The following is a 26725-nucleotide window of genomic DNA, read 5'->3' as shown; positions in this document are numbered from 1 at the left end:
GGCGCCGCTCCTAATTCTTGTCCTATTTATCCAGGTATGAGACTGGATCGGCAAACCCGGCGCGACATCCGGGGACCTCACAACCTCGCCCCACACCACTGATCCGAGTACACTCAACTATGAGTCCACTCAGAATTATTGTCAAGGGGGGTCCCCATGGGAAGTGATCACATGCCGATCGGGCGCCGCGAGAGGGCCAAACAGGACAAGCGCGAGCGCATCATGACCGCAGCCCGCGAGCTGTTCGTCGAACACGGCGTCGACAGGGTCACGACGCAGCAGGTCGCCCGCCGGGCCGATGTCGCAATCGGGACGCTCTACCTGTACGCGTCCACGAAGGCCGAGTTGCTGATCATGGTGCAGAACGAGAAGTTCGCCGCCGCCGTCGATTCCGGCCTCGCCGCCGCGAACGCCGCCGTCGGACAGGGCGCGCTGGAGCCGGTCATCGCTCTCATCCGCCCCGTGGTGGAGTGCGTGAGGGAGCACATCGAGAACGGCCGCACATACGTGCGCGAACTCGTCTTCGGCGACCCGGCCGAGCCATACCGGCAAGTGGGCCTGACCCTTGCCGGTCGCCTCGAAGACGGCATCACCAGTCTGCTCACCCGCAACGAGGACATCGGCGCCGCCGACGCGGCAACACTGGCGCGGGTGATCACCGCGATCATCCACATCAGCACCACCGCCACCGTGTGCCTGCACCGCAGCGACGAAGCCGTGCTCGCCGACATCCGCAACCAGATCCACGCCACCCTGGCACCACATGTCCGCGCCGCATGACCGCTCACTCCACGAGCCGACCATGTCCTCGGAACGGGGGCACTTCGTGAGCACGCACTAACTGGCTCTAACAAAAGCGAGTTGATCATGTGACTGTCGGCTTGATCGCTCGTTGATGAGGACATGGGGAAGCGTCAGTCGCGGCCGTGGATCGTGTCGGACGAACTGTGGTCGCTCATCGAACCGTTGCTGCCCGAGCAACCGCCCAAGCAGGTCGAGGGACGGCCGCGAGTGCCCGACCGGCAGGCCTTGTGCGGCATCTTGTTCGTCCTGCACACCGGCATCCAGTGGGAGTACCTGCCCCAGGAGCTGGGCTTCGGCTCGGGCATGACCTGCTGGCGGCGCCTGGCGGCCTGGAACGAGGCCGGCGTGTGGGACCAGCTACATCAGCTGCTGCTGAACAGGCTGCGGTCGAAGAACCAGCTGGACTGGTCCCGGGCGGTGATCGATTCCTCCCATGTCCGGGCCGCACGCAGGGGCCCAAAAGCGGACCCAGCCCGGTCGACCGCGCACGGCCGGGCAGCAAGCACCACGTCCTCACCGACGGCCAGGGCATCCCGCTCGCCGTGTCGCTGACCGGCGGAAACCGCAACGACGTCACCCAACTGCTGCCCCTGCTGGACAAGATCCCGGCGGTGGCGGGAGTAGTGGGCCGGCCACGCAGGCGGCCCGACATGCTCTTCGCGGACCGCGGCTACGACCACGACAAGTACCGCCGGCTCCTGCGTGAACGCGGCATCCGGCCCGCGATCGCCGAACGGGGCCAGCCTCACGGCACCGGCCTGGGCACGTTCCGGTGGGTCGTCGAGCGCACCATCTCCTGGCTGCACGGCTTCCGCCGCCTGCGCATCCGCTGGGAACGGCGCGACGACATCCACGAAGCTTTCCTCGGCCTCGCCGTCTGCCTGATCACCCACCGACACGTCCAGAGGCTTTGTTAGGGCCAGTAAGGCGTCGTCACCATCGGCGCCGGAACCGCGGGCACGTCACCGCGATCCGCGCCGCGCGACTCGGCATGAACGAACCACGCGCCGATTTCGGCAAGCTCCGCCTTGCCCCGGTCAGCTCTGAGAACCTGCTCACGGCGCACATGCTCAGGCCGGCAGCGTCCGTCCGCCCTGGGCCTCACGTTCCCAGGTGGGACTGCGGTCCTTGTCGACCAAGGCCGCTCGGACGCCCTCCAGGAAGTCCGGCGTGCGGATGGTCGTGCGCGTGAGAGTGAGCTCGGTGTCAAGGCACTCGCGCAACGTCTGCTGTCTGCCCCGGGCCAGCAGGTCGTGAGTGATCTCCAAGCTCTGCGGCGAGGCGGACTCCAAGGCGATCAACGCGCCTGCCGCCCAGGCGGTGTCGAGGTGACGCAGGCGTTTCTCGATCTCGCCTAGGTTCGGCGCGCCGAACGCCCAGTCCATCTCCCCGCGCACCTCCGCCAGCCCGCTCTCCCCCACCGGGGAACGGTCGGCAAGACGGTTCAGGACGACGTTTACGGGGACGCCTGGGCTGTCTGCCAGGGCATCTCCGACCGCACCGAGCCTGTCCGTGGGGACGAAGTGCGTGGCCAGCCCCGTGTACAGGGCGTCGGCAGCGTCGAGACGGTGCCCGGTCAGTCCCAGGTACATGCCGATCGCGCCGGGCAGCCGCGGCAGAAAGTAGCTGGCCCCGACGTCGGGGAAGAAACCGATGCCGGTCTCGGGCATCGCCAGCACCGCATGCTCGGTGACGACGCGGAAGGCTCCGTGGACCGACAGACCGAGACCACCGCCCATGCACATGCCGTCGATGAGCGACACGACCGGCACGGGATACTCAGCGATCCGGGCGTTGAGCCGGTACTCGGAGGCGAAGAACCGCTCACTGGCCTCGGCATCCCCAGCGAGGCTGTGCTCGCGGACCGTGCGGATGTCGCCGCCGGCGCAGAAGGCCTTCACACTGGTGCTGGCGATCACCACAGCGGACAGCGGCGTGTGCTCCCATGCGGCGAGCGCACCGTCAATGGCCGCGACCATGCCTGTCGTCAGGGCGTTGAGCGCCTTGGGTCGGTTCAGAAGGATCCGGCCGACGCCCCGGTGCTCGTCGGTGAGAACCTCGCCCTCAGCAGTGTCAGTCATGCGTCTCATCTCGTACTCCGCGCGGACCTGGCTGTTGTGCCATCACCGTTCCTCAGTCGCCGGCCCTCAGCCGTAGATCTGCGCGCAGAGGTCCTGGATCTCGTCGACAGTGGGCCCAACGGGATTGTCGGCGGGGAAAATCCGGACGCGGGCGCCTGCTCAGCCACGAGGGGCGACAGACTGAACCACTCGGCCTTGGCGATGCCGTTGACCTGAGGGGTGGGCACCTCAAGATCCTCGCACAGGTCCCGGAGCGCCCACACGAACCTCCCGGCCGCCAGGGCATCGCCGTCGCCGTCGGCGGCAACTCCGAGCGTGCGGGGGCAGTCGGCGTGCCGGCTCTCGGCGGCCGGTACGGAGAACGCCGTCGCCGCGGGGAAGAGCATCGCGTTCGACAGACCACGAGCAACGTGGAAGTGCGCGCCGATCGGGCTGCTCCTGCCGTGCCTGAGCGTCACGCCGGCCTTGGAGAAGGCGATGCCGGCCTGGGCCGCGGCGAGCATCATCGCCTCGCGAGCCTCGGAGTCTGTCCCCCGTCGGCCAGACGCGGCGGCGGTGGTAGTGGCCGATGGTCCGGGACCGCGTTCAGCGCAAGGCCGTCGGAGAAGGGACTGGCCTTGCGGCTCAGGTACGCCTCGACGGCATGAGTGCGCGTCGACGCCGCTGTCGAGGGTCGCCCGCACAGCGCCGCCGCGCCCCCGCAACCAGAGGCGCCCCCTCCTCCTGAGTTTACTTTTCTATACTCAGTCAGTAGCGTCAGGACCAGCACATCGACCTGGCTGCACGCGGGACGTGGGCGTGGCAGCAACCTGCGAAGGAGCACCACCATGGGAGCAAGCCCAGAGGCACAGCAGTTCGCCCAGTTCCTCGAGAGCGTGAGCGCGAAGTCCTCGACGCCGGGCCTTGACCTGGCCATCGTCCGCGACATCGTCGACTCGAACCACAAGGCGTCGACCGAGCCGGAGGGCGTCACGTACGCCGAGGTGGACGCGGGCGGCGTCCCCGCCCTCTGGGCCATCCCCGAGGGAGCCGATCCCGACCGGGCTCTGCTCCACTTCCACTTCGGCGGGTCGGTCACCGCCTCGATGCACTCGGACCGCAAGGCTGCGGGCCATATCGCGAAGGCGGCCGGCGCCCGCTCTCTCGTCGTGGACTTCCGCCTGGCGCCGGAACACCCGTACCCGGCGCAGCTCGACGACGCCGAGACGGCGTACCGGTGGCTGCTCTCGCAGGGCTACGAGCCGCGGAACATCGGCAGCACGGGCCATTCGATCGGCGGCACCCTCGCGGTGATGCTCCCGCTGCGCCTGCTCGCACAGGGGGAGGCGACCCCGGGCGCGATCGTCAGCGTCTCGCCGTGGACCGACCTCACCATCCAGAACGCGTCGGTGGACGAGAACGAAGACAACGACAAGATGCTCAGCAGGAACACTCTTGAGCTCTTCCGTGGAGCCTGGCTCCAGGAGCCCGGAGTGGACTTCGCCGATCCGAAGATCAGCCTCGTGAACGCCGATCTGACCGGCCTGCCTCCCACGATCGTCCTCTACGGCGAGTACGAGACCCTCGCCGACGACGGCGCCCAACTGGGCCGTCGCCTCAAGGACTTCAAGGTCACCTCCGAGGTCCACCCGCTGCCCGAGGGACAGCACTCGTTCGTCCTGGGCGCGGGGCGCGTACCCGAGGTGGACGAGGCGATCCAGCGGATGGGTCAGTGGCTCCGCAAGCACCTGGGCGCGTGAGCTGAAGCCGCACCGGGCGGAGCGGCCTTTCGGCCGGACCGCCGCACCACCGCGATGCCGGTGACCGGTCCGCCTGTCGCCGGCATCCTGCTCGACCATGTCGGCCGGCATGCGGTACCTGTGTCTGACACGCTTCCACACACAGCCACACCACCGTCCCTTGATGCCACAAAGGAGTGCGCGATGGGAACACACGAGGATGTCTTCCGCGCCAGTACCGAGGACCCGGAGAGCTTCTGGCTGAAGGCGGCGGAGGGCATCGACTGGGATGTCACCCCACGACGCGCCCTGGACTCCTCGGGTGCCCCCTTCCACCGCTGGTTTCCCGACGGTCGGCTCAACGTCTGTTTCAACGCGCTCGACCGGCACGTCGAAGCCGGCCGCGGTGAACAGGCCGCGCTCATCTACGACTCCCCCGTGACCGGCACCCGGCGCACCTACACCTATGTCCAGCTGAGGGACGAGGTGGCGGCTTTCGCGGGAGCGCTCGCGCGGCTCGGTGTCGGGCACGGCGACCGTGTGGTGATCTACATGCCGATGGTTCCCGAGGCCGTTGTCGCGATGCTGGCCTGCGCACGCATCGGCGCGGTGCACTCGGTCGTCTTCGGCGGGTTCGCCCCGCGCGAACTCGCGCTGCGCATCGATGATGCGGCCCCCAAGGTGGTCGTCTCCGCCTCCTGCGGCATCGAGGGCAAGCGTGTCATCGCGTACAAGCCCCTGCTCGACGAGGCGATCGAGCTCGCGGCGCACAAGCCGGAAAAGAGCGTGATCCTGCAACGCCCGCAGGAGACGGCCGAGTTGGGGCCTCACGATCTCGACTGGGCCGACCTGGTGGCTGCCGCGCCGCCGGCCGACTGCGTTCCCGTCCCCGCAACCGACCCCCTCTACATCCTCTACACCTCCGGAACCACCGGAAAGCCCAAGGGAGTCGTGCGTGACTGCGGCGGCTACGCGGTCGCCCTCCACTGGTCGATGGGGGCCGTCTACGACGTGGGCCCGGGCGAGGCGATGTTCACCGGCTCCGATGTCGGCTGGGTCGTCGGGCACTCGTACATCGTCTACGCGCCATTGCTGGTCGGCGCGACGACGGTGCTGTACGAAGGCAAGCCGGTGGGCACCCCGGACGCGGGCCAGTTCTGGCGCGTTGCCGCCGAGTACGGGGTCAAGACCATGTTCACGGCACCCACCGCGTTCCGGGCGATCAGGAAGGAGGACCCGAAGGGAACGCTCACCGCGGGATACGACCTGACCGGTCTGCGCCACCTCTTCCTCGCCGGCGAGCGCCTCGATCCCGAGACCTACCACTGGGCGAGCGATCTGCTGGGCATCCCGGTGATCGACCACTGGTGGCAGACCGAGACCGGCTGGCCCATCGTCGCCAACCCGGTCGGCATCGAAGCCGCCCCCATCAAGCCCGGCTCCCCCAGCCGCCCCCTGCCGGGCTGGAACGTCCGCATCCTCGATCCCGCGGGCGAGCCGGTACCGCCGGGCGTCGACGGCGCGATCGTCGTCAAGCTCCCCCTGCCGCCGGGCGCGCTACCCACCCTGTGGAACGACGACAACCGCTACATCGCCTCCTACCTATCCGCCTACGACGGCTACTACCTGACCGGCGACAGCGGTCACATCGACGACGACGGCTACGTCTTCGTCATGGGCCGCACCGATGACGTCATCAACGTCGCCGGACACCGCCTGTCCACCGGCAGCATGGAAGAGGCCCTGGCCGCTCATCCCGACGTCGCCGAATGCGCCGTCATCGGCGTCGCCGACGCCCTGAAGGGGCAGGTACCGCGCGGCTTCGTCGTCCTGAAAGCCGACGTCGACCGCGAACCGGGAGAGGTCGAGGCCGAACTCGTCCAGCTCGTGCGCGAGCGGATCGGCGCCGTCGCCTCCCTCAAGGACGTCGCGGTAGTAGCCGCCCTGCCCAAGACCCGCTCGGGAAAGATCCTCCGCAAGACGATGCGCGGCATCGCCGACGGACACGACGAACCCATCCCCTCCACAGTGGACGACCCCGGTGTCATCGAGGCCCTGCGCCCCGTTCTCCGCCGCGCCGGTCACACCCCGTGATCGCCTGGCGCCGTTCCTGGCTGCGGTGGGCGGGCGCGCCCGGCGGACTGCCCCACCGGAGCCTTTGACGCCGATCATGTCGCGACCCGGCGTTTCCCCAGCGACCGGCAGTCATCTGCACGGCCCGCGTCCAGGCGCATCCGATCAACTGACCGCCTGAGGGCTGGAAGAACTGGCCTTCACCACCGAACTCGTGGTCAGCGAACTGGCGACGACCGCCATCCGCTAGGGCACGAGCCCCGGTTGAGCTGCGGATGATCTTTCAGTCCGCCCTGACGGGCGAAGTCTCCGACGCCGGCCGCGCCGCCCCGCACCTGCGCCATGCCCGGGTCTTCGACGAGGACGGCCGGGGCCTGCTCCTCCTCGCCCAGCCCACCGGACACTGGGGCACGCGGCACAACCACGAGGGCTAGGTCATCTGGGCGGAGCAGGCGATCCCAGTTTCGGTTGCAGAAGTCCCCATCCGCTCTGGCGTGAGGTTCTCGCGCGAACTGCGCCGCGCGACTGCGTGCCGCATGCCGGCACCCACTTGCCACCGTCCACCCAACCGCATAACATTACGATCGTAATTTGATAGGCCGATTGCGGCTCCGACTCGGCCAGCGGGCGCAGTGCGGGTGCGTCTTCGAACCCGGAAACAGAAGAGCCCGGTGTCCACGTCCAGGCGGTGTCTGCGCCCCCCTTTTGGAACCACCACCCATCACCTGAGGAATCACCCATGCTCAACGCCCTGTGGAACCCGACCGTCGTCGGAGAGATCGCCCTGCCCCACCGGCTGGCAATGGCCCCCCTGACCCGCAGCAGGGCCACCCCGGACGGCGTGCCGACCGAGCTGAACGCCGAGTACTACGCCCAGCGCGCCTCGCACGCGCTGATCATCACCGAGGGCACCCAGCCCTCCGCCGACGGCCAGGGCTACCCGGTGACCCCGGGCATCTACACCGAGGATCACATCGCCGGCTGGCGCAAGGTCACCGACGCCGTACACAAGGCCGACGGACGCATCGTCATCCAGCTGATGCACACCGGGCGCATCTCCCACCCGGACAACACCCCCCACCACCGGCAGCCGGTGGCACCCTCCGCGATCAAGCCGGCCGGCCAGACGTTCACCCCGTCCGGGCTCCAGGAGATGCCGGAGCCGCGCGAGCTGTCCACCGAGGAGGTCGCCGCCACGGTCGACGACTTCCGACGCGCCGCCGCGGCCGCCATCGCGGCCGGCGCCGACGGCGTCGAGATCCACGGGGCCAACGGCTACCTGGTCAACCAGTTCCTCTTCCCCAGCACCAACCAGCGCACCGACCAGTACGGGGGCTCCCTCGACAACCGCATCCGCTTCGCGGTGGAGGTCGCCACAGCCGTGGCCGACGAGATCGGCGCCGGCCGCACCGGCATCCGGATCTCTCCCGGCAACCCCTTCAAGCTCAACGACCTCGCGGAGAGCGACCCGCACGAGCTCTACCCGCACCTCCTGCGCGCCCTCGCCCCCCTCAACCTCGCCTACCTGCACATCGGGCACGGCGGCGACGAGGAACTCCTCTCCACCCTCCGCAAGTTGTGGCCGACCACGCTGATCCTCAACCGGGCCGGTGCCGACATCGCCGCACGCGCCAAGGACGTCGAAGACGGTCTGGCCGACGTCGTCACTGTCGGCACCATGGCCCTCGCCAATCCCGACCTCGTCGAGCGCGTACGCTCCGGCGCCCCCCTGAACACCCCCGACCCCGCCACCTTCTACGGCGGCGGCGCGGCCGGCTACACCGACTACCCCACCCACGCCGCCTGACGAAGCGCAGCCCGGCGCCCGAGGGAACCACCACCTTCTGGCGCCTCGACACAGCTGCGGCGCACGGAGGCCGGCGACCCGAGGAGTTACGGGCCGCGACCGACGTGCGCCGCAGCGGTTTCACCTCACACCCCGGCGTTCTGCGCCGCGATCGAGGGAGTCCGGAATCACGGCCCGGACCGATACCGGTCGCAGCCGAGGCTCACCCCTGCGAGGGAGGTACCGGGAAGAGCATGCAGCTACTGGTGGCATGGGCGAGCAGACGATCCGTGCCATCGACCAACTGCGCCTGGGCCAGGGCGGTTTGACGGCCCTTGCTGACCACCGTGCCGATGGCGCGTACCGTGCCCGTGTCCACGGTGATCCGTCGCAGGAACTTCACCGTCAGGTCGAGCGAGGTGTACGCAACGCCCTGGGGAAGGGTCGACTGGACTGCGCAACCAGCCGCCGAGTCGAGCAGGGTGGCGAAGATGCCGCCGTGCACGCTGCCGATCGGGTTGTAGTGCTCCTCCCCCGGTGTCAGGGAGAAGACCGCCCTACCGGGCTCCACCTCGCTCAGAGTGAAGTCGATGGAGTAATTGATGGGCGGCGCCGGCAGTCGCCCCGCCTGCAACTCACGCAGGAAGTCGATACCGGCCATGCGTCCGGCGGCTTCCGCCAGGATCGCGGGATCTTCCCATTGATACGTACGCGTTCGTCCCACGACCGGGCACCTTCCATCTGGCTTTTGAAAACGAAGCTAGTTTCCCGCTCCCCTGACTGTCAATGACGAAGCCAGACCCTTACGCTGGCGGGATGGAGTGGCTTGAGGCGAGCACGGAGAACTGCCCCGTCCAGCGCACGCTCGACGTGGTCGGAGAGAAATGGACGTTGCTGATCCTGCGTGACGCCGTCAACGGAGTCCGCCGCTTCGACGACTTCCACCGCCACATCGGCCTGTCGGAAGCCGTCCTCAGCGACCGCCTCCGGAAGCTGATCGCGGCCGGCATCCTCAAGACCGTCCCCTACCAGGAGCCAGGCAGTCGCTCCCGCAACGAGTACCGCCTGACCCGCAAGGGCTGGGATCTGTGGCCTGTCCTGATGGCGCTGAGCCAGTGGGGCGAGGCGTACGCCCTCGGCCCCGAGGGGCCCGTACTGGACATCCGTCACACCGACTGCGACGCCCCGGTCCGCGTCGTCGTCGAGTGTTCCGCGGAGCACTCCACCCTTACCCCCGCGGAAGTCACCGCCCGACTCGGACCCGGTGCTCGCATCCGGACATGAGCACGTCGGCCATGCGGACGCCGGACATGGGCCCGCCAGTCATGGTATTACGCACGTCAGGCCATGGATTACCCTCGAGTGGGAAGCATCAGCCTTACGGAGCGAACGGAGGAAGCTCGTGGTGCGCTACGCCAAGGAGCACAAGCAGGTGACGCGGCGACGCATCATCGAGAAGGCCGGCCACCGGTTCAAGCAGGACGGCATCGACGGCTCAGGCATCGCCACGCTGATGGCGGACGCAGGGCTCACCAACGGAGCCTTCTACGCCCACTTCGCGTCCAAGGACGACCTCGTCGCCCATGTCGTAGCCGAGGAACTCCACACGCAGGTCGCGAGTTACAGCACCCTGCGGCCCGGCCGCCCGGGACTCGAGGACCTCATCCGCGAGTACCTGTCCCCCGAGCACCGGGACCACCCCGGCCTCGGATGCCCCTCCGCCGCCCTTCTCGACGAGATCGGCCGCTGCGAGGACGGGACCCGGCAGGCCTACAGCGACGGCGCGCGGGCCATCCTGGAGGAGATCTCCGCCCGCCTGACACCCGAGGACCCGCGGTCCGCTCAGGCCAAGGCCATCGGGCTGTTCACCATGCTGGTGGGGACGATGCAGCTGTCCCGCGCCCTGTCCGACCAGAAGCGCGCCGATGAGGTCCTTGAGCTGGGGATCGAGAACGCTCTCGCGTTCATGGGGTGAGACGGAAGGGAAGGCGAGGTCGCATCAGACGAACGGGTACCTCGAGCCGCTCACCCGATGGGCGCCACGGCCCTGAGGGCACCACCCGCGGCCCAGACCACGACCGCACCGCACGCCCTTTACCGCTCGAGGAACTCGAGAGCCGTCTCCACGAACTGCCCGTGGAACCGGAAGATGCCGCCACAGCCGGCGTCGGGGTATAGGACCAACTCGCCGTTCGGCACTCGCCGCGCCAGGTCGACCGAGTTCTGGGTCGGAACCATCCGGTCGCTCTCGCCCGCTCACTCTCTAATGGCTGCGCAGAACGTGGATCCGTGAACCGGAGCTCACCGAGCCTGCGGTCCGCCTCCAAGGCGATCGCTTGCTACGGCCGTGTCGATCTTCTATGCATTGAGCGAACTCGACTCTATGGAACTTGACCGCAGGGGTGCTGAGCTGCTGTTTCAAGTTCCAACGGAGCATGAGGAAAAGGAACCCTGTGGCCGATCTCATCACCGTCGAGGATCCCGATGGCCCAGATGGCGGCCAACTTCCTCGGCGGCGGCGCGGTCTGCAACGCCTTCGCCGGCCAGGTGGGCGCCGAGGTAACAGCGTCGCCATAATCGCTTCGAACGAGACATTCAGTGGCTGGAGCCCTGGCCGAGCAAACCGCAGCCGGATGAACGGCACCGCATGACCGACCCCGGAACCAACGGGGTCGGCAGCACGGCGAGATCAGCCGCCGACTTCCCGCGCCACACGCTCCAGCCGGCTCCGGTAGTCCTCCCACCACGCCTGATCCCCTGGCGGCAGGTTGTCCTTGCCTTGCAAGAGTCCGACGGATCCGTCGATGAGCTCTCGCACGATGTCGGCGTGACCAGCATGCCGCTGAGTATCGGAGATCACGCGCACCACGATGTGGTTCAGCGTCACCTCTCGGCGTTCCTCCGGCCACCACGGGACGTGACCGACCGCGTCAAGCGGCAGCGTCGCGATCGTGCTGTTGGAGTGCTCCCACGCCTGGCGATACAGCCCAACGATCTCTTCCCGTGATTCATCCGCAGTGGCCCACATGTCCGAGTTGGGCTCTGACTCCTCGGTATACCACCAGGACGGCGGCTCCCCGACGAAGAACGGCCGCCCAAACGTGTCGCCGAAATACCCCAGCTCCACGCTGGCGACATGCTTGACCAGCCCCAACAGGTTCGTGCCCGTGGGAGTCAGCGGACGGCGGACGTCGTACTCCGAGAGACCATCGAGCTTCCACACCAGGGCGTCACGCGCCTCTTGCAAGTACCGGAGAAGGTCCGCTTTCGGGTTCGGTGCGATCATGCGGGGCAGTCTCCCACCCGGCACTGACAACCGGGAGCGACATCAAAAGTCGGTTCTGGCACAGATCTTGGGGAGCAGTGACGGAACGTAGCCACGATGTTCGATTGCTAGGGACGGGTTCACGCAAGACCGCATACGTCTTGCCGTCCGGTTGGCCGGGAAAAAGCGATTGCCCGCGTGCGGGGCAGCGCACACAATCTCCGTCGTGCTCTCTCAACAACGCGACCGCAAGCATCCAGACTTCGCCACGCGCATTGAGGATCACCGTGTTGAACCACGTCATACGTGAGTATCGCCCTGCCGACCAGGTCTCCTGGCTACGCTGCCGAGTGCTTTCCTTCTTGAACACTCCTTACTTCGACGACGTCCTGACGAGCAAGCCCGAGGTGCCCGCCCCAGGTTTCGCGCTGGTCGTAGCCTCCGAGTCGGGAGCAGTCCAAGGACTCATTGACGTCACCGTCGGCGAAGAACTAGCGACCATCGACACCGTTGCTGTCCACCCCGACTACCAGCACCAGGGCCTCGGTCGTGCACTTCTCACCGAGGCGCGCGCCCGTGTCGGCGCCTTGGGTGTGCCGACGATGGATGCTTGGACGAGGGACGATCCCGCGACGTTGAACTGGTATCGGGCGATGGGCTTCACCGAGAGCCAGCACTACCTCCATGTCTATGCCAACTATTACGCCGATGCCGGCGAGCCGGACCGGGCCATCACCGAACGCCGAGAGGGGCTAACTGGCCCTAACAAAGCCTCTGGACGTGTCGGTGGGTGATCAGGCAGACGGCGAGGCCGAGGAAAGCTTCGTGGATGTCGTCGCGCCGTTCCCAGCGGATGCGCAGGCGGCGGAAGCCGTGCAGCCAGGAGATGGTGCGCTCGACGACCCACCGGAACGTGCCCAGGCCGGTGCCGTGAGGCTGGCCCCGTTCGGCGATCGCGGGCCGGATGCCGCGTTCACGCAGGAGCCGGCGGTACTTGTCGTGGTCGTAGCCGCGGTCCGCGAAGAGCATGTCGGGCCGCCTGCGTGGCCGGCCCACTACTCCCGCCACCGCCGGGATCTTGTCCAGCAGGGGCAGCAGTTGGGTGACGTCGTTGCGGTTTCCGCCGGTCAGCGACACGGCGAGCGGGATGCCCTGGCCGTCGGTGAGGACGTGGTGCTTGCTGCCCGGCCGTGCGCGGTCGACCGGGCTGGGTCCGCTTTTGGGCCCCTGCGTGCGGCCCGGACATGGGAGGAATCGATCACCGCCCGGGACCAGTCCAGCTGGTTCTTCGACCGCAGCCTGTTCAGCAGCAGCTGATGTAGCTGGTCCCACACGCCGGCCTCGTTCCAGGCCGCCAGGCGCCGCCAGCAGGTCATGCCCGAGCCGAAGCCCAGCTCCTGGGGCAGGTACTCCCACTGGATGCCGGTGTGCAGGACGAACAAGATGCCGCACAAGGCCTGCCGGTCGGGCACTCGCGGCCGTCCCTCGACCTGCTTGGGCGGTGGCTCGGGCAGCAACGGTTCGATGAGCGACCACAGTTCGTCCGACACGATCCACGGCCGCGACTGACGCTTCCCCATGACCACATCAACGAGCGATCAAGCACACAGTCACATGATCAACTCGCTTTTGTTAGAGCCAGTAAGGCCGATCGCTTCTTTCCTCCACGCCGGCGTGGAAGACGAACGGGTCATGCGCGAGCAATTCGCCCGGGTGTACGTCTGTCGTCGCTTCGCGATGGACGTCCTCTGAACACGGACGGCACTATTTCTGTCTCTGGCTTGTTCGAATCCAGCGCGCCCGTAGAGCTGCCGCTTGATCTTCTTGATTCGGTTCACAGCGCCCTCGACGCTGCCAGAGCTCGATTCCACGGTCAGTCGGCAGTCACGGCGTCGAGGTCGCGGAGCAAGTGGAGTGCGAAGTTAGCCTCGATCTTTCTTGACGGTCCGCCGACGGCGTCGGTGGACCGTTTTCGTGCCGTGGACTGAGCCTGCGCAGGCCGAAGACCCGAGTGCCGCCTCGGGAGGGCGCCGGATTCCGCTGCTCCGTGTGTTGAGGTGCTGTCGAAGGGACGGGGAATCTGCTGATCAGCCAGGGCCGGGCAGTTGGGTGAGCCGGTCGAAGGCTGCGGTGATGTGACCGGTCCAGGGCCAGTGCCGGGTAAGGCGGAGGATCCGTCGGCGGCCGGTGGTCACGAGTTGTCCGGCCGCGGTGAGCAGGCGGAGCCGTAGTCGGCGGGGCTCCCAGAGCCTGGCCGTGCCGGTCAGGGCGAGCATCGGCATCCAGGCCAGCGGGTCGAGAGCGATCTGCACGATCGCCAGCCAGATCCGGTTCTGGGCCGTGCGGTGCAGGGGCAGGTTGCGCAGGCCGGTGGCCCGGGCAGCGCGGATGCGGTCCTCGGCGCGGGCCCGTAGCCGTTGCCGGAGTTCGAGCTCGGCGATCGGCCGGCCCAAGGTGTTGGTGGCGAAGCAGGTCAGCCGCATGCCGTCCGCATCCGTGAGCCGCAACTGAGCCCCGGGGTGTGGCCGTTCCTTCCGGACGATCAGCCGCATGCCCTTGGGCCAGCCGTCCAGGACGTCGCCGGTGAGTTCGGCGACCCAGGCGCCGTCGCGTATCTCGCCGTCGGCCTCGACGGCCGCAGTCCAGGCCGATGCCGGAACCTTCAGCACATGCTGGTGGACCTGCTCGGTGATCACCATGCCGACCGAGTAGGACAGCCACCGTCCCCGCTGAGCGAGCCAGGCGACGAAGTCGTGGGTGCCGCCCGCGGAGTCGGTTCGGATCGGCGTCCGGCGCCCGCTCCGGTACTTCTTCGGCAGCTGGGCCAAGGCCGGTTGGGCGACGGTGATGTGGTCAGCGGCCGTGTTCGATCCCGCGTTGCCTGCTCTGAGCAGGGCCGCGACCGGTTCACCCGTGCCGCCCGGTCCGTGGTCGACGAACCCCATGAGCGGGTGGTGGCCGTAGGTTCGCTTCCACGTGGGTGCGGGGTCCTCCTTCTCCGAGTGCGCCACCACCAGCACCCCGTCGAGGTCCACGGTCACCGTCCCGCCCGCATCAGGCGCTTTCCGGTCGGCCAACCGCCAGACATGTCGGCGGACTTCAGCCCGCGCGGAACGGATGGCCCGCAGGGCGCTCTTCCCGGAGGCCGCGAGGGTGTCGATGAGCCGGGAGACCGTCGGGTCGGAGGCCACCGGCCCGAACACGGCCGGCTCGGCCCGCAGCATGGCGACATCCGCGAGGCAGTCCCCGCCCAGCGCGACCGCCAGGGCCACGTCCAGCAGGATCTTGCCCGGATCGTGCACGGCACGAGGCTTCCGCCACGGCGTCAGCGTCGCTGATATCGCGGTGTCCAGGCCGGCCTTGCGTACGGTCTCGACCAGCAGCACGCCCCCGGCCTGCGAGACCACCGTCCGGCCGCCGCCCTCGATGCGGACACGCGGGTATGACCCGATACGCTTCTTCACCGGGAGAGTACTTCTTTCCGTGCAGCCCACAGGACCCTAGACAAGTCCCATCGTTGCAGGTCAGGAGCATTTTCTGCTTATTTGATCAAGCCTCGGACGCCCCCAATTCGTGAAGAGGATCTCGCCGAAGTCGTGGACATGCCCGGCGGCATCCAGTTCCGGGCAGTGGGCCAGGACGTTCTTCAGGTCGGCGCGGTTCTCCTCGCTGAGGGCACTGGGGTGGCGGGTGAGCCAGCCGGTCACCTGCCGCACCGTCGGTGGCGGCGGCGCGTTAGGAGGCCTACTGCGCAGGGTGGCGATGTGGGCGCGGACCATCTGGTAGGTGACGGGAGCGTGATCGGCCAGTAGTTCGCCGTGCAGTATCGGTTCCTTGTCATGGCTTGCGCATGGCTCCCTGATCGCGCCAGAGTTCGGAAACGCGGAGTTCAGGGTTTGTTGCGGCAGGACGGGGACAGGCAAGTGTGCAGCACGGATCTGACCGCCAAGGAGACGGCGATATCTCGGTTCATCCAGGACTACCCGCATGCGGTTGAGGCTGGCCGTGGCCATCCCGCCCTCCACGGGTGTGAAGACGTCCGGTGGTCCGAGTTCCCGGAGTGCCCAGCCGCGATCCCGGTTCTGTTGCACGGACTCCTCGATCAGACTGCCGCGCCCGAGGCCAAGCGCGTACTCACCAACTCCATCCTCAACAGCATCACAGAGATGAACCTGGCCATGCCGACAGTGCTGCCGTTCCTGCTCCGCCTTGCAAGCGACCCTCAGGTTCCAGTGCAGTCTGGCCTGCTGGGTCTTCTGGTCTCGATCGCTGGATTCTCCGAGCCGGTCGACGGACGCAACGAAGCCGTGGTGCGGTGGTTCGGCAGTGACGGCGATCATCCCGAGCGTGAACAGTGCCGGGCCGTGTTCACGGAGAACGCGAGCCTAGTGGCGATGTTGGCGGAGAAACTGACCCGTCTCGACGATCGAGCGAAGCTTCGACAGGCTGCCGGACTCGTGTGAGTTCCCGCGTTCAGGCCGCTTCCGCGACCGTGGGTGGTGGTGCGGGGAAAGCGACGACCTCGTCCAAGAGTTGCTCATGCCGCAGGCAGTGGTAGAGCTGTCCGATCATGCGGTTGAACAGGTTGCACCGGGCTGAGGCGTGCCAGTCGCCCTGGTTCACGGCGGCGTCGGTAGTGGGCCTTGGCGCTGAGTGAGGCGGTGATCGAGGAGAAGGCCCAGAGGTAGCCGTGCCTCCTCCCGTGCGACGCCGACAAGGGATGGCCGGTGACGGGCCTGGAGCCGATTCAGCGTCGCTGGCCGGTTGTTGTGGAGCGAAGCAGGGGCGGGTTGAGCAGCCACGCCTGTCCACGCCGATACAGGGCGGCAGGACGGCCGGTAGGGGGCAGCCACTGATCTCCCGTCGGCTGCACGAATCCCGTGGTGTTGAGGATCTTGCGGCGGAAGTTGCTGGGATCCAGTTGCTGGCCCCAGATCACTTGGTACACCGTCCTCAGATCTCTGAGGGTGAACGTCTCCCCGCAGAAGGCGGTGGCCGCAGCGGTGTACTCGATCTTCCGTCGGACCTCCTCCAGAGCTTCCGCCAGGATGGCCTGATGGTCGAACGCCAACTCGAGTGTGCCGTCCTCCAAGTGCGCCACCGGCGCCCAGAATGCACGTGCGGCGTCAGTCCCGCCGACGGGGGCCGGCAGGTTCGGCCCCAGTGCAAGGTAGGCGACCGTCACCACTCTGCCCCGTGGGTCGCGTCCAGGATCTGCGTAGGCGCCGAGCTGCTCCAGGTGCAGCCGACTGCCGTCGATGCCGGCCTCTTCCGCCAGCTCACGCAGGGCGCCGTCGCGCAGGGTCTCGTTCTTTTGCACGTAGCCTCCGGGCATCGCGGGCATGCCGTGGAAGGGGTCCAGGCCGCGCTCGACCAGGAGCACCATCAACTGGTCGTCCCTGAGGGTGAAGATCGCGAGGTCCACGGTCAGCCAGGAGGGTCCGACCTCGTCCGAATCCTTCAGCCAGTCGTCCACCCGCACCCCTAAAGGTCTCATTGACTTAAACTCCGCCGACACTTATGGTCACAGCAACCATAACTGTAGGAGCCGGGGGTAGGACATGACCACGTCCGACGCGCTACCAGCACAGGAGACAACGCTCGAACCCACGGCCGCCACCCGTCATCTGTGTGCCGGCGTGTACGTGGACGAACGCTTCCGTGACCTTGTGATCGACGAGGTCTGCACCGCGCCGCACCGCAGGGTCGCCCCGTCCTACGGCTTCGACATCGTCCCCGTCATGCAGCACGCATGGCGTGCCGCTGCACTCAGGGCCCTCGCCCGGACCACGGTCATCGCCGCGATAGCCGCTCCCCTGCTCAACGGAAGCGTCCCCGCGGCCCTTCTGATCGCCAGCGGTTTCGGACTCCTGTTGCTGCTGCGTCTGGCCGTACTGCTGCGAGGCGTCGACAGCCAGTCGATGGCGGCCGGCAGGTCCCGACGCCGTGTCCCGGATCCCTTACGGGCTCATCGCCATCTCCTCAGGTTCCTCCTCCCACGCGTCACCACGCCCAAAGCACGTGTAGTCAAACGCGTCACCACGGCCGCACTGTGGCTGGCCCTGACCATCCTGGCCATCGGCCTCCTCTATCCCCGACAGGCAGTGGCGGCGCTCCTGCTGGCCGCGGCGCTCACACTCGTCTACCTGGCCGTGGGCGCCACACGCCAACTGATCCTCAACCGCATACTGCGCACACCTGCCCTGCGCCCCTCCCGCCTGTCCGGCCGTCAGCGAGCAGCCGACCGTCAGCAGCACCACATGTGCGCCGTGTACCGCCGAACCCGGCACAGCGACGACGAGGACGACGACCTCACCATGTTCACGCTCTTCGGTGACGAATCGCCTTTCATCGGAGCCGGCGAGCTCGTCTACCAGTGGAACCCGCCGATGAGCATCCAACTGCTGAGGGCCGAATCCGACGACGAACCTCTGCACGAGCGTGAGCACGCGGTGCCGCCCTTCAAGGCACACGAACTTGTCGAATACCTACGCGAAGCCGTTCTGCCGCTCAACGCCGACAGCCACGACGTCCGGCTGCCTGCTGAAGTCCGGGACCGCGTCTACGTCGCCGAGACCGATGTCGCCGTCGACCAGTCTCTCCTTCCGCACCACTTCACCCGCAGCGAACTGCGCTCCATCATCGACACGCCGGAATCGAAGCAGCACCACTTCCTCGAGATCATCACACCCGCCGACGGGTCCGAATTCGTCGCGACCGTCCTCCTGCACGTCAGCTTGCAGGGACGCACCCTGAGCCTGTCCACGGCAGCATGCGTACTCGCCCACACACCGCGCTCGTTCCAGCGGGGTGAGGAGTTCGGCCACCACGGTGCTGCGGCGGTCCTCTGGGCAGCCTTCAACGAACTGAGCGCGCTGCCCACCGACATCCAGTACTCATGGCGGGTCTTGCGATACCTCTACAGGGTGGCCAAGGCCGCCGTGCTGCCCCGGGACCTCACCAGGACCCCCATCCGCAACATCCTCATCGGCAGCCGCGTGAGCATACGGGAAGAGTCATCCCAGACCTGGACCAAGGTCCAACTGGAGAAGAGCGACATCCTCGGGCGCCTGAAAACCATAGAGCAACGTCTCTTGAGTGCCGCCAGTGACTTCCTCCAGGCCAGGGGCGTCGATACGTCCGGTTTCAACGACCGCGCCCTCAAGATCATCAACAGCGGAATCTTCAACTTCGGCGACAACAACAGCTTCACCAACAATGCCGTAGGAGACGCAGCTCAGGTCAACGTCTCCGCGAACCAGCCCGCACAGGCCGACAACGGAGCAGCCACATGACCAACAACAAAGGCATCATCAGCCGCGGCAACAACAACACCTTCAGCACCATCGCCATCGGCGATCATGCCCACGCCTCCGCGACCGCCCCTCTGCCCTCGGCCGAGCCCGCCACCGAAGCAGACATCCCGTGGGACCTCGGCATCGTCACCATCCTCAGTGAGGAACTCCGCTCCGTCATCGACGAGTTAAAACTACGCCGCCACAAGACACCCAGCGGCCTCTACTTCTACCAGGGCGAACACATCTCCTCCGACGCCACGTTGCGCATCGTGGCCACACAGACCCAGAGCCAGGGCCAGCGATCCACGATGGCGGCCCTGGAGAACCTCCGCCGCCATTACAACCCCCGGCTGTGGGCCCTCGTGGGCATCGCCGGAGGTCTCCACGACGACCACGCCCGAATCGGCAACGTCATCGTCTCCACCGATGTCGTCTACTACGAGAACCGAAAGATCAATCCTCAGGACACCCGCCGCCGCGGTGAACACCGCCAAGCGCCGGCGCACATCGTGCATGCCGTGAACGCCTACTTCACCGAGTACGGGACACCGGCACGCATCAACGGCCAGATGACCGCACACGCCGGCGAGCAGTACGAGGTCTACCCCGGAGTCATCGGGTCAGGCGAAGCCGTCATCGCCGACCGGGCCAGCGACATCCGCACCTACCTGACCAACTACCACGAAAAAGTCCTCGCCGTAGACATGGAAGCCGGAGGCCTCAGCCAGTACTGGCAAGAGAACTCGGTCCACGGCACAACCAACCCCGGCTGGATCGTCATCCGCGGCGTATCCGACAACGCAGACGAACACAAGGGCCACGGCCACCACGAACTCGCCGCACGAAACGCCGCCCACGTCCTCAGCTGCCTGCTCCCCTACTTCTGAAGTCCGGCCCCGAGGCAACACCGGCACAGCCCAAGGAGAACTCCCACCACCGGAGCCTCAGCATGAACGCCTTCCTGCTCGGCATTCTCAGCTCGCTCGCCGCCAGCGCCCTCCTGCTCGGCCTCAGCCTCGTGCACGCCGCACGCCCCCTGTGGTGGCTCACCGCCGCCTGCTCCTGGTTCAACGGCACAGGACTCCACCGCGTCTACCGCCGTCAAGCCTCCGCGGAGCACACCATGCGCCAGGACCTTGCCCGCGCCCAATGGGTCAAAGTCATGGCAGGACGCGGCAACATCCTCACCCGCGAAGCCTTCGCCCCCCTGTGGTCGGGCACCGTCTCACCCGCATCCGTCCAGATCCTGCTCCCCGACCCCGACACACCCCACGATTCCTGGCTCGACCGTCGCTCCCACAATGTCGCCCACTTCGACCCGGGCTTCACCCCCGACCTCCTCAGAAGCCAGGTCCGGGCCAACATCGACTACCTCACCCGGGCCGCCCACGCACAACCCGGCATCCGACTGCGCCGCTACAACCTCCCCCACACATGCCGCATCATCGCCACCGACAAGGTCGCCTACCTCACCTTCTACAGCGACACCGCGCACGGCAGGAACTCGCCCTGCCTCTACGCACGAGCACCCGGCCTCCTCTACAGCATCGCCCTCCAACAGTTCGACACCGCCTGGACCAACAGCACCGAAGCCCCCCTCACACAGCATCCCTGACATCAGATCGGACCTTTGATCACTGGCCTCCTCTCCCGCGCCTGCGGGGGCTGGGCGCAGAGCAGGGCTCCTCGGTAACGGCTGGCTGCGCACGGTGGGCAGACCTTCGAGGGTGTCGCCGTCCGCGTCGCCCGAGGCAGTGTCGTTGACCAACTCGATCAGTTGCCGCACCGACTTCAGGAGGCTCTCGCCCTTGCGCTTCTTCTCGCGCTTGAACGACGGCCGCAGCAACGCCGCGTCCCGGAAGGCCAGATCGGCCTCGAACTCCTTGGAGGCGCAGCCCTTGCCCGCGATCACCGGCAGGCCCGGCCGGTGCGGCGGCCAGGTGCGGTTCGCGGTCCAGCATCGCGGACCGCACCTCCCGCTCGTCCGTCCTCGGGTTCGCCAGCGCCCACAGGACGGACATCCTGGTCGGGGTGCAGACCAGGAACAGGCGCAGCCCCCAGAAGAACCCGGAGCGCGAGGCGCAGTACCCGTATCCGGCCCAGCCGACCATGTCCGACCGCTTCACCGTCGGACGCGAGTGGCCGTACTCCACCGGCGTGGAGTCGACGATCCTGGGGTTGTCGAACCAGAAGTCCGTCTCGACGGCCAACAACCGTATTGCCTTCTTGACCGGCGGCAACGCCGCCGGCAGCCACTTGTTCCAGCCCGGCTGCCTGGGCACGTACGGGAACATCGGTCCCAGCCGGGAGTCCACGAACCGCAGCGAGCGCGGCTCCGAGGTGAGGCCAGCAGAGCCTGCGCGTCGGCAAGGGTGACCAGCTCGGAATCCGTCAACTGCGGCGGTCGGCCAAGCCATCGGGTGGCCCCGATCTCGTCGTCGATCTTCACCTACGGTGCGGTCGACAGGGCGTCCAAGGTTGTTCGTCACATAGCGATCTTGGACGCCCTGTCTCCGTACCCGGACACACCGTCAACATTCGAATGACTCGTCCAGGACGCCCGCTGCGGGGAACGAGACGAATTCCAGCCGGAGCGGGCTGCCCCTTGTGCGGGGCGGCGGGTTCATCTGGCGAGTTCGGCGGGCTCGTCGAGCCGTGTCAGCTTCTGCGGGTTTCGCACGATGTAGATCCGGGTGACCTGCCCGTTCTCCACCACGAGGCTCACCGCGGTCGGCTCGCCGTTCATCTCGATCCGGCCCGCGGGAGCGCCATTGAGCCACACCGGTGTCATCTCGAACGGGACCGCGACCTGGTTCGCGCGCGCAAGCAGCCTCGCCACCGGTTCGGCCCCGTGGATCGGCGCCAGCACGGCGGGCACTATCCCTCCACCATCGGCGATCAGGACGACGTCCGGCGCCATGACCTCCAGCAGGTCCTGCAACTGCCCGGTGCGCAGGGCGAGAAGGAAGCGGTCGACGACGGTCCGCTGCTCGGCCCGGCTCACCCGAATGCGCGGCTGCCGGGCGGCCACGTGCTCGCGTGCCCGCCGCGCGACCTGTCGCACCGTCGCGGCGGACCTCCCGATGGCCTCGCCTATCTCGCCGTAGGGCATCTCGAAGACCTCCCGCAGCAAGAACACCGCCCGCTCTGTCGGCCCCAGCGTTTCGAGGACGGTCAGCATCGCGATCGAGACGCTCTCCGCGAGTTCGACGTCGTCGGCGACATCGGGGCTGGTCAGCAAGGGTTCCGGCAGCCACTCGCCCACGTACTCCTCACGGCTGCGGGACAACGTGCGCAGCCGGTTGAGCGCCTGGCGTGTGACGGTGCGGACGAGGTACGCCCGCGGTTCACGCACCTGCGACCTGTCGACGTCGGCCCACCGCAGCCAGGAGTCCTGCAGTACGTCCTCCGCGTCGGCCGCCGAGCCGAGCATCTCGTAGGCGACCGTGAAGAGCAGGCTGCGGTGGGTGACGAAGGGGTCCTCGGTCATATCGCCGCCGACGACGCCACGTCGGAGTTCCCCGAACGCGCGGCCAGCGGAGTCCCGCACGCGTCGGAGAAGCCCTGCGAGGTGATTCCGTGGGCCGTGTTGTTCCTGGTCGACAGGTTGGCGAAGGCGATCGACGCGGTGAGCTCGACCATCGCAGCCGGGCCGAGCCGGTCGAGCAGGCCCGCGTACAGCTCGTCGGTGACGGTCGGCGGCGTGTTCGTCATGGCCTCGGCGTACTCCAGCACGTCGCGCTCCAGCGGCGTGAACACCTCCGACTCCCGCCAGCGCGGCACCTGGCTCGCCTTGGCCAAGTCCAGGTCTTTGTGCAGCGCCTGGAAGTAGTTGATGTCGAGGCACCAACTGCAGCCGACCTGCGCGGCAACCGCCATGTGTGCGAACGTCTTGAGCCCCTCGTCGGCCATGTCCCACTCGCTCACCTGGCGCCCGAGCTCCGTGGAGTCCTGGGCGACCTTGGGGTTGTGCGCCGTCACTTCGAAGGGCTCGGGCACGGCACCGAACTGTTTGATCATGTTCTCGGTGAGCTCGGCGGGGAGTTCTGCCTTCGGGATGCGCAGTGTCACGGTGTGCTCCTTCTTCTTCATGGCCGTCGGCCTGTCGGCCTGTTGGACATGAAGACACCGCCGGGCCCAGGAATGTGACACCCAACGGCCGTACCTCCCCCAAGCGCGCGTCTGCGCACGTTCAGCCAGGCCCGCCTGGACGCCATCGCCCGTGCGCTCAACCATCGTCCGCGCGAGACCCGTGACTACCGCGGTCATGGCTGCCGCGGTCCGGCCGAGGTCAACGCCGGCTTCCTGAACATCGTTGATGCGCTGACCTCGCTCGAACTCGCCACCGTTTCCCGGCACTTCAGTCGCGGCGCCACCGATCGATGCGCTTCTGCCAGGCCCGATCGTCCGTGGTCTCCAGGAAGTCCCGGTGGTCGATGAGCAGGTACACCTCGTCGGCCGCGGCATGGGTGGTGCGGAGGATGAGGGGCCGGCCGGCGTTGAGCAGGCCGCCGAGGAAGCGGCCGTAGAGGTGGGTGAAGCGGGTTTCTGCCGCGGTGATGTCCGTGCGGGTGAGGGTGAGATCGCCGTTGTGGGACCAGCCGGTGAGGACGAGCAGGTCGGGGTGCAGGATGATCCGGCCGCGGCGCTGGAAGAGGGTCTTCTGGCTGATGCCGGCCGCGATCTTCGCCGCTGCTCGCTTCTCGCTCAACTCGTGGGCGGTGGCGCCGATGTAGTCGGCCTCGGCGAGCGGTGTGCCGGTTTCGTTCATGGGCTTCCTCCGGAGGGGTTCGTTCGTACGGTCCGTCCGCGGCAGGTGTGCGGACCAAGGGCGTCAGGGGTTGCGCGACCAGAAGGCGCAGCGGTGTTCGGCCGCCGCGTCCACGCCCGAGAGCGTGTTGCGAGCCAACCGCCGGGTGTGCGGGAAGGGCGGCCAGTCGTCGCCGGGTTTGCCGGTTCTGGCGAACGTCGTCCACGCGGCGATCATGCGTCGGGACAGGGCCGACTGCCCGTCGTTCAGGCGGAGGTCGCCCATGCCGAACAGGTAGGGCAGCTCCGCGCTGTGGTAGGCGCCCAGCGGGAAGTCGGGGCGGAGGTCGGGGGCGGGTGGATGGCGGTCGGCAAACTCATCCCCGCTCCGCGCCCGACCATGTCTCCTCGTGTGCCTGCCACTCCCTGTCCGTACGGGCGAGGAGCCGGTCGATGACGGGTGGTGGCGGGAGGGGGCCGTGGTCTCCGGTCACTCGCAGGGCGGAGACCGCCGTGATGTGGCCCAGGCGCAGACAGCGGAGCATGGTTTCGCCGCGCAGGAGACCGGCGAGGAAACCGGCTGCGAAGGCGTCGCCCGCGCCGACAGGTTCGATGACGGCTGTGCGCAGGGCGGGAACCGTGACCGGGTCCGAGGCCGTGAACGCCGTGGCCTCGCGGGAGCCGTCCTTGACGACCACGATCCGCGGGTCGGGCAGCAGTTCGCGTACGGCGGCCGCGGTCAGGTGCGTGCCCCACAGACTCTGGGCCTCGTCCAGGCCGACGAAGACGATGTCCGCGCGTCCCGCGAGGCCGCGCAGCACGTCCGGGGCGGTGTCCTCGGGCCAGAGCGGGGCGCGGTGGTTGACGTCGAAGCTGATCGCGTACGGGCGGTCGGGGGCGGGGACGCCGAGTGCGCGGGTGACCAGGTCGCGGCAGGACGCGGACAGGGCCGGGGTGATGCCGGTGAGGTGCACGAGGGCCGCCGTACCCATCGCCTCGTGGTCGAGGAGGTCGGGGCCGAGGGCGGATGCGGCCGAGTCCCTGCGGTAGTAGTGGACGCGCGTGCCCGAGGGAGTCGGGTTCTTCATCAGCAGGCCGGTGGGGCGCGCAGGGTCGATACGTACGTGGGTGACGTCGACGCCGGCTGCGGCCACGGTGGCCCGCACACGGTCGCCCATCGGATCGTCGCCGAGGGCTGAGAGCCAGGTGGCGGGGATGCCGTGGTCGGCGAGGTACATCGCCACGTTGGACTCGGCTCCCGCGACCGACAGTCGCAGGTGGTCGGCGTCGGCCAGCGGCAGAGCCGGGTCGGGGCTCAGAGCGGCCATGGTCTCGCCGATGCAGACCACGCGTCCTCGCGTGGGGCGCCAGGTGTCCCTCATGCGACTCCTCCCGGCACCGGTGCGGAGGGAGCGAGCCGGTAGGCGGGCGTCGGTGTGCCGGGGACGTCGACGGGCACGGTGAAGAGCGCGCCGTCGTACGGGCCGGGCGTGTCCAGGCCGACGGTGGCGGTGGTGACGTGCAGCAGCGTGCCTTCGAGACAGACGCCGGCAGGCTGAGCGGCGGGGAGGTGGACGACCTGGTCGAGACTCCCGTCGGCCAGATGGCGGCGGACCGTGCCCGTACCCCAGACGGCACACCACAGAGCTCCCTCGGCGTCGACCGTCATGCCGTCCGGGCTGCCCTCGTCGACGGTAAGAAAGTCCTCGGGGGCGCCCACGCTGCCCGTCACCGGGTCGACCGGGTAGCGGCGGACGATCCCGTGGGCGCTGTCGGCCAGGTACATGGTGCGGCCGTCCGCGGTGAAGGCGGGCCCGTTGGGGATGGTGACGCCTTCGACGGCGGGGGTGACGGTGCCGTCGTGGTCGACGCGGTACAGGGTGCCGGCGCCCTGGGTGGTGTCGTAGGCCATGCTGCCCGCCCAGAAGCGTCCCGCCGGGTCGGCGATCCCGTCGTTCATGCGCATGCTCGGGCCGGGGCGGTCCTCGGGAGTGGCCAGCCAGTGGGGTATGCCGTGGGCGTCGAGGAGGCAGACGCCGGTGCCGGCGGCGGCTATCCACGTTCCGGGACGGCCGGCGACGGGTGCCACCGCGCCCAACGGGACGGGGAGGCTGAGGAGTTCGCGCAGCGGGTGGTGAGGGTCGTGGGCCGTGGTCAGCAGCCGTCCCTTGAGGATGTCCACCAGGACGATGCGTTCGCCCGTCCAGCGGATGCCCTCGCCCAGCTCCAGGCGGTCGGGGCCGCTGGGCAGGGCCTGGTACTCGGTCATGCGGTCGCTTCCTCGACGGCGTTGCGAAACGCCCGGGCACGCCGGCGCAGGGCGCTCAGGCTGCCGCCGTCGGCCGCGTCGGCGACGAGCGGGGAGCCGACGCCGACGGCGGTGGCACCGGCAGTGAGATAAGCGCGAGCGGCTTCGAGGTCCACGCCGCCCACGGGCACGAACGCGGCGTCGGGGAAGGGCGCGCGCAGGGCTGTGAGGTAGGCCGGTCCCCCGGCGTGGGCGGCCGGGAACAGCTTGAGCGCGTCGGCGCCCTGGGCCTGGGCTGTGATGACCTCGGTCGGGGTCATGACGCCGGCCAGAACCGGCAGGCCCAGCTCACGAGCGGTGTCGGCGCCCGCGCCCAGGCCGGGGGTGACGGCGAAGGCGGCGCCGGCGTCCTGGGCGGCGCGCGCGTCGTCCGCGGTCAGGACGGTACCCGCGCCGATCGGCCGGTGCGGGCCGAGTTCCGCGGCGCTGCGCGCGATCACAGCGAGTGCGTCCACACTGCTGAGGGACACCTCGATGAGGTCGATGCCCTCCTCGGCCAGGGCGAGTACGGTGCGCAGCGCGGCGTCGGGGTCACCTCCGCGGACGATGGCGACGAGGCGGCGGTCTGCCAGGGCGGCTCGTAGGTCCACGGACCAGAACTCCTTGTGTCTCGGTCGGCTTCGGCGGCGGGGCCGGTGGGCCC

General features: G+C 68.2%; 27 protein-coding genes and 4 pseudogenes. 15 read left to right on the top strand and 16 right to left on the bottom strand.

Going from position 1 to position 26725, the window contains the following annotated elements; genetic code table 11:
- Positions 1-156 precede the first annotated feature (156 nt).
- Both IOD14_RS20450 and IOD14_RS20445 read left to right on the top strand, forming a co-directional pair.
- Positions 157-780, top strand: coding sequence for a TetR/AcrR family transcriptional regulator (locus tag IOD14_RS20450; protein ID WP_212671035.1), 624 nt, complete (start codon positions 157-159; stop codon positions 778-780).
- Between the two features lie 123 nt (positions 781-903).
- Positions 904-1721 (top strand): IS5 family transposase gene (locus IOD14_RS20445; protein WP_249125990.1). Its coding sequence is split into 2 segments (ribosomal slippage): positions 904-1255 and positions 1255-1721, totalling 819 coding nucleotides; the frame shifts between segments, so codons are not numbered across the junction.
- Positions 1722-1874: 153 nt separating this feature from the next.
- Here IOD14_RS20445 and IOD14_RS20440 read toward each other — a convergent pair.
- Together IOD14_RS20440 and IOD14_RS20435 are read right to left on the bottom strand one after the other, a co-directional pair.
- Positions 1875-2885 carry an enoyl-CoA hydratase/isomerase family protein gene (locus IOD14_RS20440; protein WP_212671034.1) on the bottom strand — a complete coding sequence of 337 codons (1011 nt, stop codon included), beginning with the start codon at positions 2883-2885 and terminating at the stop codon, positions 1875-1877.
- Between the two features lie 5 nt (positions 2886-2890).
- Entirely contained in the window at positions 2891-3568 is a 678-nt protein-coding gene (locus tag IOD14_RS20435; protein ID WP_282959520.1) for an iron-containing alcohol dehydrogenase, read from the bottom strand.
- 144 nt (positions 3569-3712) lie between these two features.
- Between IOD14_RS20435 and IOD14_RS20430 the strand changes: the two genes are divergently transcribed.
- The 4 genes and pseudogenes from IOD14_RS20430 to IOD14_RS20415 all read left to right on the top strand — a co-directional run bounded on the left by IOD14_RS20430 (position 3713) and on the right by IOD14_RS20415 (position 8483).
- Positions 3713-4624 carry an alpha/beta hydrolase gene (locus IOD14_RS20430; RefSeq protein WP_212671032.1) on the top strand — a complete coding sequence of 304 codons (912 nt, stop codon included), beginning with the start codon at positions 3713-3715 and terminating at the stop codon, positions 4622-4624.
- Between the two features lie 183 nt (positions 4625-4807).
- Positions 4808-6697 carry a propionyl-CoA synthetase gene (locus tag IOD14_RS20425; protein WP_212671031.1) on the top strand — a complete coding sequence of 630 codons (1890 nt, stop codon included), beginning with the start codon at positions 4808-4810 and terminating at the stop codon, positions 6695-6697.
- Positions 6698-6833: 136 nt separating this feature from the next.
- A pseudogene (locus IOD14_RS44360) lies at positions 6834-7110 on the top strand (ATP-binding protein); the annotation flags it as partial.
- Between the two features lie 305 nt (positions 7111-7415).
- Positions 7416-8483, top strand: coding sequence for an alkene reductase (locus IOD14_RS20415; protein ID WP_212671029.1), 1068 nt, complete (start codon positions 7416-7418; stop codon positions 8481-8483).
- Between the two features lie 202 nt (positions 8484-8685).
- Here the strand turns inward: IOD14_RS20415 and IOD14_RS20410 are convergent, their stop codons facing one another.
- Complete coding sequence (locus IOD14_RS20410; protein WP_212671028.1) at positions 8686-9186, bottom strand: PaaI family thioesterase; 501 nt, start codon at positions 9184-9186, stop codon at positions 8686-8688.
- A gap of 92 nt (positions 9187-9278) precedes the next feature.
- Between IOD14_RS20410 and IOD14_RS20405 the strand changes: the two genes are divergently transcribed.
- The 3 genes and pseudogenes from IOD14_RS20405 to IOD14_RS20395 all read left to right on the top strand — a co-directional run.
- Positions 9279-9746: a helix-turn-helix domain-containing protein gene (locus IOD14_RS20405; RefSeq protein ID WP_212671027.1), complete on the top strand. Its 468-nt coding sequence runs from the start codon at positions 9279-9281 to the stop codon at positions 9744-9746.
- Positions 9747-9864: 118 nt separating this feature from the next.
- Positions 9865-10437, top strand: coding sequence for a TetR/AcrR family transcriptional regulator (locus tag IOD14_RS20400; protein ID WP_212671026.1), 573 nt, complete (start codon positions 9865-9867; stop codon positions 10435-10437).
- A gap of 347 nt (positions 10438-10784) precedes the next feature.
- Positions 10785-10908 (top strand): annotated as a pseudogene (locus IOD14_RS20395) (AAA family ATPase); the annotation flags it as partial.
- A gap of 243 nt (positions 10909-11151) precedes the next feature.
- Here IOD14_RS20395 and IOD14_RS20390 read toward each other — a convergent pair.
- On the bottom strand, positions 11152-11748 hold the full coding sequence (locus IOD14_RS20390) for a DinB family protein (RefSeq protein WP_212671025.1): 597 nt from the start codon (positions 11746-11748) through the stop codon (positions 11152-11154).
- A gap of 269 nt (positions 11749-12017) precedes the next feature.
- On the opposite strand from IOD14_RS20390, the gene IOD14_RS20385 reads away from it, so the two are divergent.
- Positions 12018-12521 (top strand): GNAT family N-acetyltransferase, encoded by a 504-nt coding sequence (locus IOD14_RS20385; protein ID WP_212671024.1) that lies wholly within the window; start codon positions 12018-12020, stop codon positions 12519-12521.
- Here the strand turns inward: IOD14_RS20385 and IOD14_RS20380 are convergent.
- From IOD14_RS20380 to IOD14_RS44355, 3 genes are all read right to left on the bottom strand, one after another.
- A protein-coding gene (locus IOD14_RS20380; RefSeq protein WP_249125966.1) for an IS5 family transposase occupies positions 12490-13307 on the bottom strand; the annotation gives its coding sequence in 2 pieces (ribosomal slippage) (positions 12490-12956 and positions 12956-13307; 819 coding nt in all). The genes IOD14_RS20385 and IOD14_RS20380 overlap by 32 nt on opposite strands.
- Before the next feature lie 507 nt (positions 13308-13814).
- Positions 13815-15191 carry an IS1380 family transposase gene (locus IOD14_RS20375; protein WP_212671023.1) on the bottom strand — a complete coding sequence of 459 codons (1377 nt, stop codon included), beginning with the start codon at positions 15189-15191 and terminating at the stop codon, positions 13815-13817.
- A gap of 60 nt (positions 15192-15251) precedes the next feature.
- The gene (locus IOD14_RS44355) at positions 15252-15740 is read right to left on the bottom strand and encodes a hypothetical protein (RefSeq protein ID WP_249125989.1); all 489 of its coding nucleotides are present in this window, start codon (positions 15738-15740) and stop codon (positions 15252-15254) included.
- A gap of 72 nt (positions 15741-15812) precedes the next feature.
- Between IOD14_RS44355 and IOD14_RS20365 the strand changes: the two genes are divergently transcribed.
- Positions 15813-16190 carry a hypothetical protein gene (locus IOD14_RS20365; protein WP_212671022.1) on the top strand — a complete coding sequence of 126 codons (378 nt, stop codon included), beginning with the start codon at positions 15813-15815 and terminating at the stop codon, positions 16188-16190.
- Positions 16191-16200: 10 nt separating this feature from the next.
- On the opposite strand, the pseudogene IOD14_RS20360 reads toward IOD14_RS20365, so the two are convergent.
- A pseudogene (locus IOD14_RS20360) lies at positions 16201-16417 on the bottom strand (IS110 family transposase); the annotation flags it as partial.
- A 57-nt stretch (positions 16418-16474) separates the two neighbouring features.
- Positions 16475-17203, bottom strand: a complete 729-nt coding sequence (locus IOD14_RS20355) for an NUDIX domain-containing protein (protein ID WP_249125988.1) — start codon at positions 17201-17203, stop codon at positions 16475-16477.
- A gap of 265 nt (positions 17204-17468) precedes the next feature.
- On the opposite strand from IOD14_RS20355, the gene IOD14_RS20350 reads away from it, so the two are divergent.
- The 4 genes from IOD14_RS20350 to IOD14_RS20335 all read left to right on the top strand — a co-directional run bounded on the left by IOD14_RS20350 (position 17469) and on the right by IOD14_RS20335 (position 21401).
- On the top strand, positions 17469-19022 hold the full coding sequence (locus tag IOD14_RS20350; RefSeq protein WP_249125987.1) for a hypothetical protein: 1554 nt from the start codon (positions 17469-17471) through the stop codon (positions 19020-19022).
- Entirely contained in the window at positions 19019-19912 is an 894-nt protein-coding gene (locus IOD14_RS20345; RefSeq protein ID WP_212671019.1) for a hypothetical protein, read from the top strand. The genes IOD14_RS20350 and IOD14_RS20345 overlap by 4 nt, the downstream gene beginning before the upstream one ends.
- Before the next feature lie 62 nt (positions 19913-19974).
- Positions 19975-20640 carry a hypothetical protein gene (locus IOD14_RS20340; protein ID WP_212671018.1) on the top strand — a complete coding sequence of 222 codons (666 nt, stop codon included), beginning with the start codon at positions 19975-19977 and terminating at the stop codon, positions 20638-20640.
- 416 nt (positions 20641-21056) lie between these two features.
- The gene (locus tag IOD14_RS20335; protein ID WP_212671017.1) at positions 21057-21401 is read left to right on the top strand and encodes a hypothetical protein; all 345 of its coding nucleotides are present in this window, start codon (positions 21057-21059) and stop codon (positions 21399-21401) included.
- Between the two features lie 247 nt (positions 21402-21648).
- Here the strand turns inward: IOD14_RS20335 and IOD14_RS20330 are convergent, their stop codons facing one another.
- The 7 genes and pseudogenes from IOD14_RS20330 to IOD14_RS20300 all read right to left on the bottom strand — a co-directional run bounded on the left by IOD14_RS20330 (position 21649) and on the right by IOD14_RS20300 (position 26672).
- The gene (locus tag IOD14_RS20330) at positions 21649-22515 is read right to left on the bottom strand and encodes an RNA polymerase sigma-70 factor (protein WP_212671016.1); all 867 of its coding nucleotides are present in this window, start codon (positions 22513-22515) and stop codon (positions 21649-21651) included.
- Positions 22512-23096 carry a carboxymuconolactone decarboxylase family protein gene (locus IOD14_RS20325; RefSeq protein ID WP_212671015.1) on the bottom strand — a complete coding sequence of 195 codons (585 nt, stop codon included), beginning with the start codon at positions 23094-23096 and terminating at the stop codon, positions 22512-22514. The genes IOD14_RS20330 and IOD14_RS20325 overlap by 4 nt, the downstream gene beginning before the upstream one ends.
- A 289-nt stretch (positions 23097-23385) precedes the next feature.
- Positions 23386-23796: a hypothetical protein gene (locus tag IOD14_RS20320; protein ID WP_212671014.1), complete on the bottom strand. Its 411-nt coding sequence runs from the start codon at positions 23794-23796 to the stop codon at positions 23386-23388.
- 63 nt (positions 23797-23859) lie between these two features.
- Positions 23860-24105 (bottom strand): annotated as a pseudogene (locus IOD14_RS20315) (carboxylesterase family protein); the annotation flags it as partial.
- A 46-nt stretch (positions 24106-24151) separates the two neighbouring features.
- Positions 24152-25156, bottom strand: coding sequence for a sugar kinase (locus IOD14_RS20310; protein WP_212671013.1), 1005 nt, complete (start codon positions 25154-25156; stop codon positions 24152-24154).
- Positions 25153-26043: an SMP-30/gluconolactonase/LRE family protein gene (locus IOD14_RS20305; RefSeq protein WP_212671012.1), complete on the bottom strand. Its 891-nt coding sequence runs from the start codon at positions 26041-26043 to the stop codon at positions 25153-25155. The genes IOD14_RS20310 and IOD14_RS20305 overlap by 4 nt, the downstream gene beginning before the upstream one ends.
- Positions 26040-26672 carry a bifunctional 4-hydroxy-2-oxoglutarate aldolase/2-dehydro-3-deoxy-phosphogluconate aldolase gene (locus IOD14_RS20300; RefSeq protein WP_123993083.1) on the bottom strand — a complete coding sequence of 211 codons (633 nt, stop codon included), beginning with the start codon at positions 26670-26672 and terminating at the stop codon, positions 26040-26042. Before IOD14_RS20300 ends, IOD14_RS20305 begins: the two co-directional genes overlap by 4 nt.
- Positions 26673-26725 lie beyond the last annotated feature (53 nt).

This window comes from Streptomyces sp. A2-16 (assembly GCF_018128905.1).
GTDB lineage: Bacteria > Actinomycetota > Actinomycetes > Streptomycetales > Streptomycetaceae > Streptomyces.
The sequence above is the reverse complement of the archived record's forward strand: the minus strand, read 5'-3'. Positions and strand labels throughout refer to the sequence as shown.